Here is a 16,410-nt window from a genome sequence, read left to right as displayed (position 1 = left end):
TACGCTTTCCCGGCCCCTTTTTGTAGGGTGGAAATGGGTCAGGCGTTTTCCGCTTTCACCTTCGCAATCCAGCGATCCACCATCTGTTCAAGAATGTTGAGCGGCACGGCGCCGCCACCCAATACCGTGTCGTGGAACCCGCGAATGTCGAAGTCTTCGCCCAGTTCCTCTTCAGCCTTTGCGCGCAGTTCCTGAATCCTGATCATGCCGACTTTGTACGAAGTCGCTTGTCCTGGAAGCACGTAATAGCGCTGCACTTCAGACCGCACGGCGGCCTCTGGGTTGGGCGAATTTTCAAGCGCGTATTGCACCGCCTCTTCCTCGCTCCATCCTTTCGCGTGGATACCGGTGTCGACGACCAACCGGATCGCACGCCAAATCTCACTCGATAGGCGGCCGAAATCGGAATACGGATCCTCGTATCCGCCCATTTCTTTGGCGAGAAGTTCGGTGTAAAGCGCCCATCCTTCGCCATAGGCAGAGATAAAACCGCCTTGCGCGCGGAATTTCGGAACGCCTTCCAATTCCTGCGCAATCGACACCTGCATGTGGTGGCCCGGATTGGCCTCATGATAGGCGATCGATTCCAGTTCAGGGATCGGCATCGCATTCATATCGGACAAATGCGCATAATATATGCCGGGTCGCGATCCATCAGGCGTGCCGGGGCTGTAGTGTTGTGCCGCACCATCCTGTTCACGGAATGGCTCCACCCGGCGCACTTCGAGATCAGCCTTTGGCAGAATGCCGAAATAGTCTGGCAGTCGACCATTGATGAAGTCGATGTGTTTCTTCGCTTGCGCGATGTATTGCTCCGCCCCCGCATCGTTGTCGGGATAGAAGAATTGCGGGTCGGTGCGGGTGAATTCGAAGAATTCCTGCAGGCTTCCCTCAAAACCGACCTCGTCCATGATCGCGCGCATTTCCTCTTGAATTCGCGCAACTTCGGCAAGGCCCAATTCGTGAATTTCGTCCGCCGTCAAATCGGTGGTGGTCATCTCTTTCAGGCTGGCCGCATAGAACGCATCGCCATTGGGAAGTGCGGTAACGCCCTTTGTCGCTTCATCGGTATTCGGCTTGTCCGCCGTGTACCAATCGATGACGCGGCCATAGGCGGGGGCAAATTCATCTGTAAGCGCGGCACGTGTTTCGGCCCGCAGTTCCTCGGCCCGCTCTTCGGTGATCTCGCCTTTTTCAACGAGACTTTCGAGATGTCTCTCGGCTGCCGACCACAAAGCGGAAGGATCGCCATCATCGAAGGGCGCACCGGTGGTCAGGTTGCGCGACTCTTCTATTACTGCGTCATAGGCAAAACGCGGCGCGCGTGTTCCAGCCTCGGCATTGGCCTGTGCGCGGGCGAGCAATTGGTCCATCGCCGTACCAATCGCACCAATGCGCGTAATAAATGCCTGCATGTCGCTTTCATTGTCGACCTTGTGCTGGGTCAGCAGAAAGGTGGGCAGATTTGATTGAGCAGATCCCATTTGGTGCAACACATAGGCCTGCTCACGGAACTCCCATGCGCGCTCTGCCTGCTCGAGACGGAACTTCCACATATCGTAGGATAGCTTTGCATCGGGTGTCAGCGCATCGTAATCGAAATTCGCTTCCATCTCAGCCGTTGCGGCGCGCATCCATTCGAGCTGTTCAAGCTGAGCATCCGCACTGAAATCGTCGATCTTGTCATAATCGGTTTTCCGGCCGAGCGCGGTCTGCGTGATTGGGCTGAAGGCAAGTTGCTCTTCAAACTTCTCTTCGAACCAAGTATTCAGGCACTCTGTTTGTTCACCAGCGCACTCAATCGTGGCAACCGGGCTTATCAGCGCATCGCATCCTGCCAGCGCGACAGACGCGAGCAGAGCTGCAGCAAGTCTCGTTTTCAATGGTAGTCCCTTCAAGATAAAATCTATCCGGGGTCCATGCGGCAGCGCGCCGAGATTGGGAAGGGGGCTATTCGACGAAACAAAAACCCCGAGAGACGAACGTCTCACGAGGCTCTTGTTTGGTGCTGGATGCTACCGGTTATCAGGCGCCGAAATCTTCGATGATTTCTTCGCCAACGACATGGCGCAGCCACCAATCGCGAGGGGAGACCTGATTGCCTTGAGCATCGCAGATCACAAGCGATGGGCAGCTTGCGGATGTTCCAGCAATTGTGATGAGATCACCGTCAAAGCTCTTGAACATGATCTCGACCTCTTCGCCGTATGATGGGATTTGCTCCATCAAGATGCCAATCGCGATCCGCTCTCCCATACGAGCGCTGTCATAATAGTCGGAGTAGTAATGCACCCCGGCCATATTACGCCCGATTGAGATATTGGCCGCCAGCTTATCAAGCTCTCCCTGAATGGTGAGAGTGGTGTTCGGCACAACTTGCAATTGTGTGCCTGTTGAATTGGGCTCCCAAACCGTTGCATTGCCGTCCAGGTCTAGGATGCGCTCTTCTTCACCGCGGCTATCGGTGTACATCTCAAAGAAAGCCTTGAGCATGGTGACGCACCCGCCAGCAACTGTCGCATGGCCCGCGCCATAGGCAGGATGCATCGGAGAGCCTTCTGGAAAAGCCATCGGCAAGAGGAGGTTGCTGTCACGCCAATTGGGTTGTGTGCCAAAGGCGTCCGGACGGCCATCGGGCACACATTCTACGGCCCGCAGGGCCTCAATCTCAGGCCGGTTCTGCAAGCGATTGTGCTCAATCACGGCAGCCCGGATTGCATCGGGAAGTTCGGCTTCCGCTTCGCGAATGCTGTTTGCCTGCACGCCAAACAATTCATCAAGCGACGTGCCGTTTAGGTGCCCGTTGCGATCACCCAGCGCGAATGAAAGCAATGCCGCTGTCGCCTCGGGACGTGCGCGGCGGTGGTAATTGAATTTTTGCCGGCGCACAGCCTTGAGGCACCGTGTCGCGACTTCAGTTACAAGGCTCAGAATGTGCGGTCCGCCGAAAGTGGCAAATGGCGTGCGCCGTTCGCTTACAGATGGTTCGGGAAAGCCACGCTGGAATGGCGCGCCCGCGCCCAGCAAGAGCAAGGCCGCGTTGAGATAGGCCTGATAAAGCGCGTCAAAGTGCACATAGGTTGCGAGATCGCGCGGAGTGGTGATGAACCTTCGATCACTTTCCCAAGTGTTTGCAGGTAGCGCGCCAAAATTTGCCCCATTCTGCACATCGAGCCAGTGGCTCCACTCGGTCATATGATCGACGCCAATCTGGTGCATGACGCTGCGCTGATCGATGATCTGGTTGCCATAATTGATGAAACCATCTTCGGCATCAAAATTGGCCTGTGTTCCGGGGAAACTCGCTGATCCACCATTCATTCCGCCAAGCCGACTGGTGTTTCCGGCGACCATGAACTGGGAAATATAGGGGCCTTCAAGAGCGCCTGGGGTAGAACCTCTGAACAGGGTTTGTGTCGTCAGCGCTCCCCCTTGCAGCCTTGCGTCCAAGCGGTTTGCTTCGAATGCGTTATAGCCGTCAAAATTACGCGTAGGGGTTGAGGAGCGGCGGGTGCCGTTCTCATCAAAGAACGGCAGTGTGTTGAGCGCATCGACGACCTCGCTAGATGTCAGTTCGGCATTGGCCGCGATCGCTGGATCGCCCCCGGTGATGCGGGCGCCGCCGCCACTTGCAATCTCGCTGAATGGCACATCCCGCAAGATAGCCATGCCGTAGACTTCGCATATTTCAGCGACAAACTCGCTTGAACGCATGCGAGGTGCAGGAGCCATTCCGACTGCGCCCGCATCGGGACCTTGCAATTCATAGACATGGCCCGAGCGCGGGCTTTCCCAACCGCGCCAACCGGGCGTCTCGCCGGCTACTGTGCAGTTGTAGGTGACACCTTCATCCTGCGCAGTGGTTACGTGCTTTTCAAACAGGGTGATGTCGGGCGAATTGATAGCTTCGACGAATTCACGATAATGATCGGGATCCGCCAACAGGCCATTGCCATCGTGCAGCAGCCCCTTTGTAAAGTTGGCGGGATAAACTTGGTTTTGCCCTTGTTCGAGTTCTTCCCCGTTGGATTTGGTGAGGGCCTGCGGTCTCAGCCGCGATATCTCGGTTGCAAGATCGCGTTGCCGCTTGGCTTCGCGTGCGCGGACAGAACCTGAGGGACTGGGTTCAGAAAAAGGTAGGCGATTTGGCATGATACTCTCCTGTCATCGTGGTATTGTGCGACCCGACGATCAGTGAGAAAGGCGAATTTGATAAGTAAATCATATTGACTTACCTAACTAACTGCCGCTCCGATATTTGAGGAGATATCTAGAATTCTGTACCTTCACTTGTAATTTTCGGTCGTCTGCCCTCAGCTGATCTTAAAAAAGCCTCGCCGGATCGCTCCGACGAGGCTTTTTTGTAAGCTAAGAGATGTTGGGCGTTAGAAGCCGCCCATACCTCCCATTCCGCCCATACCGCCCATATCGGGCATTGCAGGAGCAGCGGCCTTATCTTCCGGAGCATCAGTAATCGCTGCCTCGGTCGTGATCAGCAGGCCTGCAACCGATGCCGCATCTTGCAGCGCGGTGCGAACAACCTTGGTCGGGTCAATCACGCCAGCTTCGACGAGGTTCTCGTACACGTCAGTTGCAGCGTTAAAGCCCTGCGTTTCGTCATCTTCGCGAAGCAGGTTGCCGGAAACGACTGCGCCGTCATGGCCTGCATTCTGAGCGATCTGACGCACCGGCGCCATGATCGCATTGCGAACGATGTCGATACCGCGAGTCTGATCGTCGTTCTCGCCTTTAAGACCAGCAAGAGCTTTCGTAGCGTAAAGAAGAGCCGTGCCGCCGCCGGGGACGATGCCTTCTTCAACGGCTGCGCGGGTTGCGTGCAGCGCGTCGTCAACGCGATCCTTGCGCTCTTTCACTTCGACTTCAGAAGCACCGCCAACCTTGATCACGGCAACGCCGCCTGCGAGTTTGGCAAGACGCTCTTGCAGCTTCTCACGGTCATAGTCGCTGGTGGTGTTATCGATCTGCGTGCGGATTTCACCAACGCGGGCCTTGATGTCTTCTTCAGAACCAGCACCATCAACGATGGTGGTGTTGTCCTTGTCGATGGTGACGCGCTTCGCTTCACCCAGCATGCCGAGCGTAACGTTCTCAAGCTTGATGCCAAGATCTTCTGAGATCATTTCACCCTTGGTGAGGATGGAAATGTCCTGAAGCATCGCTTTGCGACGATCGCCAAAGCCTGGTGCTTTGACCGCAGCGACTTTCAGGCCACCACGCAGCTTGTTCACAACCAGAGTTGCGAGCGCCTCGCCTTCGATGTCTTCCGCAATGATCAACAGCGGACGGCCTGACTGCACAGCCGCTTCAAGGATCGGGAGCATCGCCTGCAGGTTCGACAGCTTCTTCTCGTGGATCAGGATGTAAGGGTTGTCGAGTTCAACGGTCATCTTGTCCGGGTTGGTGATGAAGTAAGGCGACAGGTAACCACGGTCGAACTGCATGCCTTCAACGACGTCGAGTTCGAATTCGAGGCCCTTGGCTTCCTCAACGGTGATGACGCCTTCTTTGCCGACCTTGTCCATGGCTTCAGCGATCTTCTCGCCAACTTCCTTGTCGCCATTTGCAGAGATCACGCCGACCTGGGCGATTTCAGACGAGCCAGAGACGTCTTTCGAACGGCTCTTGAGGTTCTCGACGACCTTGTCGACTGCGAGATCAATGCCGCGCTTGAGATCCATCGGATTCATGCCAGCTGCAACAGCGGTCATGCCTTCGCGAGCGATCGCTTGGCCCAGAACGGTTGCAGTGGTGGTGCCGTCGCCAGCGAGGTCGTTCGTTTTAGACGCGACTTCGCGCAGCATCTGAGCGCCCATGTTTTCGAACTTGTCTTTAAGCTCGATTTCCTTGGCAACAGTCACACCATCCTTGGTGATGCGCGGCGCGCCAAAGCTTTTGTCGATTACGACGTTGCGGCCTTTCGGGCCGAGCGTCACTTTAACAGCGTTTGCGAGCGTATCGACGCCCTTGAGGATGCCCTCACGGGCTTCGCGGCCGAACTGTACGTCCTTAGCAGCCATTGGTGTTTCTCCTGAAATTCAGTTTATTTGAAAAAGCGTGAAAGGGACGGCGATCAGCCGATGATCCCCATGATGTCGCTTTCCTTCATGATCAGCAGGTCTTCGCCGTCGATCTTGACTTCGGTGCCTGACCACTTGCCAAACAGCACGCGATCACCAGCTTTCACGTCCATAGCGATACGATCGCCATCGTCATCACGGGCGCCTTCGCCAACAGCGACGATTTCACCTTCGCTTGGCTTTTCTTGAGCTGAGTCGGGGATGATGATGCCGCCAGCGGTTTTGGTGTCTGCTTCGATGCGACGAACCACTACGCGGTCATGCAGGGGACGAAATGCCATTTTTATGACCTTTCTCTTGAATTGAAACATTGATTGGCACTCTCACCACGAGAGTGCCAGTGCGGCGCATGTGGTTGCGCGGCCTGCATGAGTCAACAGCATTAAGTGAAATTTTTTCAGGGTGCGGGGCTGTGCCTGACGGTTAGCCCCAAGGTCTCGCGCCGCATCCACCGCCACGTCAACAAAGCCGCCGCAAAAAACAGTCCGGTGGCAAGGCCGATCCACACGCCATTACCTTCGAGCGGGGTGAAAAAGCCAAGGCTGACGGCAAGCCCGAATCCTGGCACCCAATAGCTGAAAACCGCGATCCACATCGGCACGCGCGTATCTTGAAGCCCACGGAGCGATCCCAGAGAAACCGCCTGCAGCCCATCAACGATCTGAAACGCTGCTGCCCAGACAAGATATTGGAGCGCAAAGGCGACAAGCGCTGCGTTCTTTGCCGCGTATGGATCAAGATAGATCGACAAGAGCACATTCGGCGCAAAGATCATTGCGCTGGCAGTCAAAAACATGAAGCCTGTTCCAATTGCGATGGCCACCCAGCCTGCCTGCTTGATCCCCTGGCGATCGCGCGCGCCATAGAAAAAGCCCACACGAATGGTCGCCGCTTGTCCAACACCGAAAGGCACCTGAAAGGCGAAAGCAGCGATGTTGAGCGCGATTGTGTGTCCAGCAAGCTCTGACGCGCCGAACCGGCCCATCAAGAATGCTGCTGCCCCGAAGATTCCGGCCTCCGCAATCACGGTTAGTGCGATAGGTGTTCCGATCCGGATGATCTCCCAGAACTTTGGCCAATCCGCTCGCCACCATTTGCCGAATATGCGGTAGCGATGAAGCTTCTTGTCGAACCGGATAACAGCGACATAGACAAGCATTGTCACCGTCGTCGTGATGATGGTCGCTATGCCTCCACCGATAAGTTCCAATCGCGGCATGCCGAGATTACCGAAAATAAGCGCATAATTGCCGACTGCATTCACGCCGATGCCAAATGCCGTGATCGCCGTCGCGAAGATCGGGCGTCCCAACGTCGAGACGTAGGTGCGCAGGACATTGCCGATAACCATCGGGATCAATGACCATACGACTGCAAAAAGGTAGGGAATGGCAAACGCGATCACCTCGGGCGGCTGACCCGTGGCATACATCACCGGAATCGTAAGAAGCGCGAGCGCCATCCCGCCAGCTCCCGAAATCACGGACAACCATAACGCCATGCGAACCGCGCGCCGAACGGGGCGAACGGCATTAGGGTTCTCTCCCAATTGTGCGGCAATTAAAGGTGCAACCGCAGCAGTCAGAGAACTCAAAGCCCAAACAATGAGCCCGAAGATCGCCATCACGAGAGACGACGCGGCAAGCTGACCCTCGCCCAATCGAGCGATAAAGATAACATCCACCGCATAGGTCAGCATCTGCAGCAAATTGGCGAGCGCCAGCGGCCCGGCAAGCAACAAAGTCGCCCGAACTTCACCGCCCCAACTTGGCGTTCGAAGAGGTTGCATCTCGCGCATAAAGCCGGCCCGGATAGGCTCATGTGCGAGTCGGCGAAAGGTCTAGTTTTGTGCTCCAGATCTTTAAGGCTGGTTCTGAGGCCTGCAGGTCACTTAGCAAGCGCGCGCTTCCGCTCTATTCCTGAACCTCTTCTAGCTGACCAGCTGACCAGCAAGCCAATCCGCACATCATTGTTAGGATCGCCAACGTGACCTCAAGCCCCGCCATACTGGCGATCAGGCTAAATGCGCCGCCCGCCAGGAGCACTAGCCCGATGGCGGTGTTGGAAAGGGCTGTGAACGCCGCGCGGGTTTCGGTATTGGCCATGTCGACAAGATGGGTCGAACGTCCCAGGCGCACCCCTTGGTAACTAACCATGAGAACAAACAGAAAGACTGGCATAACATAGTCGTTCTCGATCAGCGCAAAAATAGAGCAAGCCACTGTGCCCGCCAGCGCCGCTGCGCCAATCACCGAGGCCAGAAGAAGCACCCTTCTGCTCGATCGATCCGCCAGACTGCCCCAGATAAAACTGCTCAAGAGTGCGGCGAGGGCCGATGAGAAAACGAGCAGGCCCAGGTTTTCAGGGCTAGATTGGCCCTGCGATCCCAGTGCGACCATGAAGGGCGGTGCAAAAGCGGTCGCTGTCAGCAAACCCCGTGTCACAATGAAAGTCCGGAGCTGCGGTTCGGTCTTGAAATAGCTGAGATTATCGATCGCAGATTGGAATGCGTTTTCGCCACCTTCGGTTGCCCCTGCTTTCTCCGAAAGCCTGGTGAAAACAAGGCCCGCGCTTATCCAGATCACCCCGGCGGCAAAAAGCGCGCCCACCACCACATCAAACCGATCAGCGGGACCGAAGTAAAGAATAGCGGCGAAACCAATCGCGACGCTCGCAGCCAGAGAGCTGGCGAGGCCTGTAGCGCGGCCCCGGCGTGATTTGTCGACGGTCTTACCCAGAACATCTTTATAGCACACCGAGCACACGCTGCGCGCCAGCGAAAGGACGGCAAGAGCGATCACGATCGCCAATCCCGCCGCCAGTCCTGATAAGAGCACAGCCGACATCGCGATCGCCAACGCCGCCAATCCCTGGACAATTGCTCCTGCGGTCCATGCCCATTTGCGCTTCGGCAATTGGCGCAGTTTTTCGGCGGTGAACATTTGCGGCAAAAGCGCGCCTGCCTCGCGTATCGGGACTAACAGTCCGACCAGCGCAGCGGGCGCGCCGACGGCGGGAATGAGCCAGCTCAGGACAAGCTTAGGATCAATGAGAGCGTCCGAACTCTTTGAAAGCGACAACGCCGTTACATGAGCGAAGAAATTTCCGGCTTCGTCTTGGCAAGCGCTTTCAGGAATATCCGAACACGCCCTTCCATCGTCGTCAATGGCGATGGCCTCGAAGGCGGGGTCAAGCCAATCTGTCGAATTAGCCATGGCGGCTTCCTGCGTGCGTCATAAGTGGACAATGCTTTCGGTCCAGAAGTGATCCTACCGGTACGGCCTCAACACGACGCGCGCTGTATTGGCTGAACCTTGGATCGTACGCCGTCTTGGACGTGCGCAAGAGTTCAGGGTCTGCGGCGCAAAAAAAGGGCGGCGCCATCGCTGGCACCGCCCCTTCCTTTCAGTCGGAACTGAACGAAGCTTACTTGAGCTCGACGGTGCCGCCGGCTGCTTCGATCTTGCCCTTGATCTCTTCGGCTTCTGCTTTCGCAACGCCTTCTTTGAGAGGCTTCGGTGCGCCTTCGACAAGACCCTTGGCTTCGGTGAGGCCCAGGCCAGTGATGGCGCGGACTTCTTTGATGACCTGGATTTTCTTGCCGCCGTCGCCGGTGAGGATGACGTCGAATTCGTCTTTTTCCTCAGCAGCAGCGCCGCCGTCACCACCGCCAGCAGCGGGGCCAGCAACAGCCACAGCAGCAGCGGCGCTTACGCCCCACTCTTCTTCGAGGGCAGTTGCAAGTTCAGCTGCCTCAAGGACGGTCAGCTTCGAAAGTTCTTCAACAAGCTTGGCAATATCAGCCATGATGTTCACTCCAAATAATAGGCGGGGTCTTCAATTCACCCCAGATGTTTCGTTGTTCGCGAATAATGTCTCTTAAGCTGCGTCCTTGGCGCCATAGGCACCAAACACACGGGCCAGCTTGTTCGCAGGCGCGTTGACGACCTGAGCAACCTTGGTTGCCGGGGCGTTGACGAGGCCAACGATCTTGCCGCGCAGTTCATCGAGGCTCGGCATCGAGGCGAGCGCCTTGACCCCAGCTTCGTCGAGTACCTGCGTGCCCATCGATCCACCGACGATTTCCAACTTGTCGTTCGATTTCGCAAAATCGACCGCCGCTTTGGCTGCTGCGACAGGGTCTTCAGACCATGCCAAGGCAGTTGGGCCGGAGAGAAATTCTTCGATCCCGGTGTAATCGGTGTCTTTCAGGGCGAGCTTGGCGAGACGGTTCTTCGCAACCTTGTAGGATGCACCTGCTTCACGCATCTTCCCGCGCAGTTCGGTGGATTGATCCACCGTCAGGCCGAGGTTGCGGGTTACAACCACCACGCCGACCTCGTTGAAGACGTCGTTGAGCTGGGCAACCGCATCGGCTTTTTGCGAACGATCCATGCCATACTCCTTCATTATGGCCGAGCGAATGTTCAGGTCCGCACGACCGGCTCACATTTCACCTTGCCGCTAACCGACAAGGCCCCAGCCGATATTCGGCAAGGAATGGGTCCAACGATGGGGAAGGAGGGCAAATCAATTGCCAATAGGTCGCGCATGGCGAACCGGAAATCTCTTTTCCCCGCCTAGGCTGCAAATTAAGAACGGCATATTCCGCTCAGCAACTGTCTCGGACGGATGACTGCAAAAGCAATCGAGGCGCGCAATTAGCCTGCACGCCTCGAAAGTCAAGCTGTTCTGTCACGATCAGCTGGCAGAATACTCCAGCAGATCGCCCGGCTGGCATTCCAATTCGCGGCAGATCGCGGCGAGGGTTGAGAACCGGATCGCTTTGGCTTTGCCTGTTTTCAGGATCGAGAGATTGGCAAGTGTGAGACCAACTCTTTCTGCAAGTTCAGTAAGCGTCATGCGACGTTCGTGTAGAAGATCATCGAGTTTGACCATGATCATGGCTCCTTCATCATCAGCAGGCATCACACGGTTCCTTCCAGGTCGTCGCGCATCCGGGCACCGTGTCTGAACACACGGGCGAGGATGAACAGGATAAGCGCTAGCAATATGCCTTCGATGTCGAGCCCTGCATCAATGGTGATGTCGGCGTTTTCCATCGGTTCGGCCCATTTGGCGACCATCAAGGCCAGCCCAGAGATCGGGATCAGAAGTATTTGGCCAGCGATCGTCACCCACCCCATCAGTGTAAGGCGATCAGCGTTTTCATCAGCAAATGGATCGCCGTCGCCGACCGTAGATATGATGGCTCGCAGTTTCCCGAAGAAAACAAAGCCAAGTGCCAAAAGACCGAGCACAAGGCCCAACGTTCCCGCCACAGTTAGGGCAGGAAATGCCCCGACAGCGGCATCAAATTCGGAAGCAATTTCAGCGTTTATCATGTCCTGAAAGACAAGCATCAACGGAATTGCGAGCAGGATAAATACACCTCCAAGGGCAATGGCGGCTTGCATGATAATAGTCAGGACTTTCGCCGCCAGCAGCAGCAAGTCGTTTGGTTTGTCGGTCATGGTTCGCTCCAGTACTTCGTGCGGCTTAGGCCAGCTCTGCTGTTGAAGTGGGCGTGCTGGCATCTGCCGGCGGGACAGTGACGATGGCGCCGATGGATGCGAAGGCCAGAATGGCTGCTGCGCAGATTGCGAGGGATTGTGTGAAAAGCTGTGTCATATCGTTCTCCTATAAAGCTCTTATTGAATTTCAATAACACCTAGCTAGGAGAAGTTCGATTTATCGTCAATCAATAAATATTGAAAAACGATAAGGCCATGATCGAAAAGCGATATTTCGGTCATATTGTTTTTCAATATAAGATGGCGTGGTGCTTTTAGCGTTGCTGTGGCGCGCACTTGGCTCAGTTTTCGAATCACCGCATGCCCGGTTGACGTGCCCCTTTGCTCTTCCTACATGGCTGCCAAGGCCAGCTTCGAGCCGGACTGATTCATGCGCGACGGATCGGACCAAGAATGGAAGCGGCGCTTTGCCATATTCGCGACGATGAAAGCTGCATCTGAAACGGCCCAAAAGGGGTGAGTTTTAGAAGGCGGCTCTTTTGCGTCGTTATCTGGCTGCAGTCTCGCGTGACGACTGGATAAGGTAATGCGCGAGGCTTCTTCTCGCGCTTCTATGACAAAAAGAGGCACATCCCCTCCATGGCGACCAAGGCGAAAGCAACCCGCAGCCGAGCAGCAAAAGGCACGGCGAAAAGACGCATCCGCAAAATCTTCGGCGACATCCACGAAGTTGTCGATATGCCAAACCTCATTGAGGTTCAGCGCGAAAGTTACGAGCAATTCCTGCGTTCCGATAAGGAAACCGGATATGTCTCGGGTCTTGAAAAGACACTGCGCAGCGTATTTCCGATCCGCGATTTTGCAGGCACGGCAGAGCTCGATTTTGTTCACTACGAACTAGAAGAGCCGAAATACGACACGACAGAGTGTCGTCAGCGCGGCATTACCTATGCGGCGCCGATGAAGGTGACGCTGCGCCTCATCGTCTTTGAAGTCGATCAGGAAACCGAAACGCGCTCGGTCCTCGATATCAAAGAGCAAGACGTTTACATGGGCGATATGCCGTTGATGACCGAGAACGGCACGTTCATCGTCAACGGCACCGAGCGTGTGATCGTGAGCCAGATGCACCGTTCGCCTGGCGTTCTGTTTGATCATGACCGTGGCAAAACGCACTCTTCGGGCAAGCTCCTGTTTGCAGCTCGCGTCATTCCTTATCGCGGTAGCTGGCTCGACTTCGAATTTGACGCCAAAGACATCGTCAACGTTCGTATCGACCGTAAGCGTAAGCTGCCGGTTACGGCGCTGCTGTACGCATTGGGCCTCGATAGCGAAGGCATCCTCCAGCACTTCTACGACATCATGTCTTGGGAGCGCGCAAAAGACGGTTGGAAAATCCCGTTCGTTGCTGAGCAATGGCGGGGGGCAAAGCCTGCCTTCGCGCTGGTGGATGCAAAGACCGGCGAAGAAATCTTCCCAGCTGGCCAAAAGATCAGCCCGCGTGCAGCCAACAAGGCTGAAAAAGACGGCCTCAAAGACTTGCTGCTTCCAACCGAAGAAGTCGTGGGCCGCTATGCCGCATATGACATGATCGATGAAGGCACCGGTCGTATCTATGTTGAGGCGGGCGATGAACTCACTCTCGAACATGTTGAAGCGCTTGATGAAGCTGGCTTTGACAAGCTTGATCTCCTCGACATTGATGAGGTCAACACTGGCCCTTGGATGCGCAACACGCTGAAAGTCGACAAAGCGGAAAATCGCGATGAAGGCCTGGAAGCCATTTACAAAGTGATGCGCCCAGGTGAACCGCCGACCAAGGAGACAGCAGAGGCTCTGTTCGAAGGTCTGTTCTTCGATGGTGAGCGTTATGACCTTTCCGCGGTTGGCCGTGTGAAGCTTAACATGCGCTTGAACCTTGATGCCGAAGATACGGTAACGACGCTGCGCAAGGAGGACATCCTTGCTGTCGTGAAAGAGCTAGTTGGTCTTAAGGACGGTAAGGGCGAAGTCGACGATATCGACAACCTCGGCAATCGCCGTGTTCGCTCTGTCGGTGAGCTTCTCGAAAACCAGTATCGTGTTGGCCTCCTGCGTATGGAGCGTGCGGTGAAAGAGCGCATGTCTTCGGTCGATGTCTCGACCGTCATGCCCAACGACCTTATCAATGCGAAGCCTGCTGTGGCTGCCGTGCGTGAATTCTTTGGTTCATCGCAGCTCTCGCAGTTCATGGACCAGACGAACCCCTTGTCCGAAGTCACCCACAAACGCCGCGTGTCGGCGCTTGGCCCGGGCGGCTTGACGCGTGAGCGCGCTGGTTTTGAAGTCCGCGACGTTCACCCAACACATTATGGCCGTATCTGCCCGATTGAGACGCCTGAAGGCCCGAACATCGGTCTCATAAACTCGCTGGCCTCGTTCAGCCGAGTGAACAAGTACGGGTTTATCGAAACGCCGTATCGTCAGGTGGTCGATAACAAGGTTACCGGCGATGTGATCTATCTCTCAGCCATGGAAGAGCAACGCCACACCGTTGCGCAGGCCTCAGCTGAGCTGTCCGATGACGGGTCTTTCGTAGAAGATCTGATTTCCGCACGTCAGGCTGGTGACAACCTGATGGCGCCCAATGATCAGATCACGCTGATGGACGTATCGCCGAAGCAGCTGGTGTCTGTTGCAGCATCGCTCATCCCGTTCCTTGAGAACGATGACGCCAACCGCGCTCTGATGGGATCGAACATGCAGCGCCAGGCCGTGCCTTTGGTGAAAGCCGAAGCGCCATGGGTTGGCACCGGTATGGAAGAAACTGTTGCGCGCGATTCTGGCGCGGCTATCGCTGCAAAACGCGGCGGTATCGTCGATCAGGTCGATGCGACCCGGATCGTGATCCGCGCGATCGGTGATGTTGAAGCGGGCCAGTCCGGCGTTGACATTTATACGCTGCAGAAATTCCAGCGTTCAAACCAGAACACCTGCATCAACCAGCGTCCGCTTGTGAAAGTGGGCGAAGTCATTGAGCCAGGCGATATCATCGCTGATGGTCCTTCGACCGATCTGGGTGAGCTCGCGCTGGGCAAGAACAGCCTCGTCGCGTTCATGCCGTGGAATGGCTACAATTATGAGGACTCCATCCTCATCAGCGAACGCATCGTGAAGGATGACGTCTTCACCTCGATCCATATCGAGGAGTTCGAAGTCATGGCTCGCGATACGAAGCTTGGGCCGGAAGACATTACTCGTGATATTCCGAATGTCGGTGAGGAAGCGCTGCGCAACCTCGATGAGGCTGGCATCGTCTATATCGGCGCTGAAGTTCACCCCGGTGACATTCTTGTCGGCAAGATCACGCCAAAGGGCGAAAGCCCGATGACGCCGGAAGAAAAGCTTCTGCGCGCCATCTTTGGTGAGAAAGCCTCTGACGTTCGCGATACTTCGCTGCGGCTGCCTCCTGGTGTTGCAGGGACGATCGTCGAGGTGCGCGTGTTCAACCGTCACGGTATCGAGATCGATGACCGTACCCGTGCGATCCAGAACGAAGAGATCGAGCGTCTGCGCAAGGATGCGGCCGACGAACGCAACATTCTCAATCGCGCGACTTACAACCGCCTGAAGGACATGCTGCTCGGTCAAACCGCTTCGGCGGCTCCGAAAGGCGTCAAAAAAGGCATCGAAATCGGCGAGCAGGTTCTCGCGGATGTCGAGAAGCACGAATGGTTCAAGTTCGCCGTTGCTGACGATGCGCGTCAGCAGCAGATCGAAGCGATCAAATCGCAGTATGACGATGCGGTTGCTCTGATTGATGCGAAGTTTGAAGACCGTAAGGAAAAGTTGGAGCGCGGCGATGAGCTTGCTCCAGGTGTTCTCAAGATGGTCAAAGTCTTCGTCGCGGTGAAGCGCAAGCTGCAGCCAGGTGACAAGATGGCTGGTCGTCACGGGAACAAGGGTGTGATTTCTCGCATTCTTCCGGTCGAAGACATGCCGTTCCTTGAAGACGGAACGGCCGTCGACATTGTGCTAAATCCGCTGGGCGTGCCTTCGCGTATGAATGTCGGGCAGATCTTCGAAACCCACCTCGGTTTCGCAGCTCGCGGGCTCGGCATGGATATTGCTGGCAAGCTTGAAGAGTGGAAGGCTGCCAACCCCAACGCCGCCGAAGACTACAAGAGCGTCAAACCTCCTGAAGCTGTCGTTGAGCGGCTGAAGGATGTGTACGGCGAGCAGTATTTCGACGATCTCGAGAGCCGTTCAACCGATCAAATCGTTGAGCTTGCGACCAATCTGTCCGCTGGTGTCCCGATGGGCACGCCAGTGTTCGATGGCGCACGCGAAGCAGATGTGTCCGATATGCTGGTGAAAGCCGGTGTCGACAGCTCTGGCCAATCGACGCTTTATGATGGCCGTACCGGCGAAGCGTTTGACCGTAAGGTGACCGTAGGCATCATCTACATGCTCAAACTGCACCACCTGGTCGACGACAAGATTCACGCTCGCTCAATCGGCCCATACTCGCTTGTCACCCAGCAACCGCTGGGCGGTAAAGCACAGTTCGGCGGACAGCGCTTCGGTGAGATGGAAGTCTGGGCTCTGCAGGCATACGGCGCTGCCTACACCTTGCAGGAAATGCTCACCGTCAAATCCGATGACGTTGTCGGCCGTACCAAGGTCTACGAAGCGATCGTCAAAGGCGATGACACCTTCGAAGCGGGCATTCCGGAGAGCTTCAACGTTCTCGTAAAGGAAATGCGCTCGCTGGGCATGAATGTCGAACTCACATCCATCGGCGACGAGGATGATGACGACGGCGATATGCTGGAGGCAGCGGAATAGGGGTGCAGGAC

12 protein-coding genes are annotated in these 16,410 nt (G+C 56.0%); 1 reads left to right on the top strand and 11 read right to left on the bottom strand.

The annotated features are described in order from the left end of the window. Positions 1-38: 38 nt before the first annotated feature. The 11 genes from AUC45_RS07805 to AUC45_RS16090 form a co-directional block, all read right to left on the bottom strand. Complete coding sequence (locus AUC45_RS07805) at positions 39-1,883, bottom strand: DUF885 family protein (protein ID WP_067600737.1); 1,845 nt, start codon at positions 1,881-1,883, stop codon at positions 39-41. Between the two features lie 142 nt (positions 1,884-2,025). Further along, the gene (locus AUC45_RS07800; RefSeq protein WP_067600734.1) at positions 2,026-4,152 is read right to left on the bottom strand and encodes a hypothetical protein; all 2,127 of its coding nucleotides are present in this window, start codon (positions 4,150-4,152) and stop codon (positions 2,026-2,028) included. Positions 4,153-4,385: 233 nt separating this feature from the next. Next, complete coding sequence (groL, locus tag AUC45_RS07795) at positions 4,386-6,038, bottom strand: chaperonin GroEL (protein ID WP_067600731.1); 1,653 nt, start codon at positions 6,036-6,038, stop codon at positions 4,386-4,388. Positions 6,039-6,091: 53 nt separating this feature from the next. Further along, the gene (gene groES, locus AUC45_RS07790) at positions 6,092-6,379 is read right to left on the bottom strand and encodes a co-chaperone GroES (protein ID WP_067603648.1); all 288 of its coding nucleotides are present in this window, start codon (positions 6,377-6,379) and stop codon (positions 6,092-6,094) included. Positions 6,380-6,495: 116 nt separating this feature from the next. Further along, positions 6,496-7,896, bottom strand: coding sequence for an MATE family efflux transporter (locus AUC45_RS07785; RefSeq protein WP_067600728.1), 1,401 nt, complete (start codon positions 7,894-7,896; stop codon positions 6,496-6,498). 115 nt (positions 7,897-8,011) lie between these two features. Beyond that, complete coding sequence (locus AUC45_RS07780; protein WP_067600725.1) at positions 8,012-9,313, bottom strand: MFS transporter; 1,302 nt, start codon at positions 9,311-9,313, stop codon at positions 8,012-8,014. Between the two features lie 211 nt (positions 9,314-9,524). Continuing rightward, the gene (rplL, locus tag AUC45_RS07775; RefSeq protein ID WP_067600722.1) at positions 9,525-9,905 is read right to left on the bottom strand and encodes a 50S ribosomal protein L7/L12; all 381 of its coding nucleotides are present in this window, start codon (positions 9,903-9,905) and stop codon (positions 9,525-9,527) included. Positions 9,906-9,977: 72 nt separating this feature from the next. Further along, positions 9,978-10,493 carry a 50S ribosomal protein L10 gene (gene rplJ, locus AUC45_RS07770; protein WP_067600719.1) on the bottom strand — a complete coding sequence of 172 codons (516 nt, stop codon included), beginning with the start codon at positions 10,491-10,493 and terminating at the stop codon, positions 9,978-9,980. A gap of 306 nt (positions 10,494-10,799) precedes the next feature. After that, positions 10,800-11,027 (bottom strand): helix-turn-helix transcriptional regulator, encoded by a 228-nt coding sequence (locus AUC45_RS07765; RefSeq protein WP_067600716.1) that lies wholly within the window; start codon positions 11,025-11,027, stop codon positions 10,800-10,802. Further along, entirely contained in the window at positions 11,027-11,572 is a 546-nt protein-coding gene (locus AUC45_RS07760; protein WP_233998588.1) for a DUF2975 domain-containing protein, read from the bottom strand. Before AUC45_RS07760 ends, AUC45_RS07765 begins: the two co-directional genes overlap by 1 nt. 25 nt (positions 11,573-11,597) lie before the next feature. Then, a complete protein-coding gene (locus AUC45_RS16090; RefSeq protein WP_255356288.1) occupies positions 11,598-11,729 on the bottom strand; it encodes a hypothetical protein in 132 nt (43 codons plus the stop codon). Between the two features lie 482 nt (positions 11,730-12,211). On the opposite strand from AUC45_RS16090, the gene rpoB reads away from it, so the two are divergent. Beyond that, on the top strand, positions 12,212-16,399 hold the full coding sequence (gene rpoB / locus AUC45_RS07750) for a DNA-directed RNA polymerase subunit beta (protein WP_067600706.1): 4,188 nt from the start codon (positions 12,212-12,214) through the stop codon (positions 16,397-16,399). Positions 16,400-16,410 lie beyond the last annotated feature (11 nt).

It is taken from the genome of Erythrobacter sp. YT30, from assembly GCF_001542875.1.
In the GTDB taxonomy this organism is placed as follows: Bacteria; Pseudomonadota; Alphaproteobacteria; order Sphingomonadales; family Sphingomonadaceae; genus Erythrobacter.
This window is presented reverse-complemented; position numbering and strand designations above follow the sequence as displayed.

Coding starts and splice junctions, on each gene's coding strand:
- AUC45_RS07780 (WP_067600725.1), bottom strand. CDS start 9,313: ATGGCTAATTCGACAGATTGGCTTGACCCCGCCTTCGAGGCCATCGCC.
- AUC45_RS16090 (WP_255356288.1), bottom strand. CDS start 11,729: ATGACACAGCTTTTCACACAATCCCTCGCAATCTGCGCAGCAGCCATT.
- rplJ (WP_067600719.1), bottom strand. CDS start 10,493: ATGGATCGTTCGCAAAAAGCCGATGCGGTTGCCCAGCTCAACGACGTC.
- AUC45_RS07765 (WP_067600716.1), bottom strand. CDS start 11,027: ATGCCTGCTGATGATGAAGGAGCCATGATCATGGTCAAACTCGATGAT.
- AUC45_RS07800 (WP_067600734.1), bottom strand. CDS start 4,152: ATGCCAAATCGCCTACCTTTTTCTGAACCCAGTCCCTCAGGTTCTGTC.
- groL (WP_067600731.1), bottom strand. CDS start 6,038: ATGGCTGCTAAGGACGTACAGTTCGGCCGCGAAGCCCGTGAGGGCATC.
- groES (WP_067603648.1), bottom strand. CDS start 6,379: ATGGCATTTCGTCCCCTGCATGACCGCGTAGTGGTTCGTCGCATCGAA.
- AUC45_RS07760 (WP_233998588.1), bottom strand. CDS start 11,572: ATGACCGACAAACCAAACGACTTGCTGCTGCTGGCGGCGAAAGTCCTG.
- AUC45_RS07785 (WP_067600728.1), bottom strand. CDS start 7,896: ATGCGCGAGATGCAACCTCTTCGAACGCCAAGTTGGGGCGGTGAAGTT.
- rplL (WP_067600722.1), bottom strand. CDS start 9,905: ATGGCTGATATTGCCAAGCTTGTTGAAGAACTTTCGAAGCTGACCGTC.
- rpoB (WP_067600706.1), top strand. CDS start 12,212: ATGGCGACCAAGGCGAAAGCAACCCGCAGCCGAGCAGCAAAAGGCACG.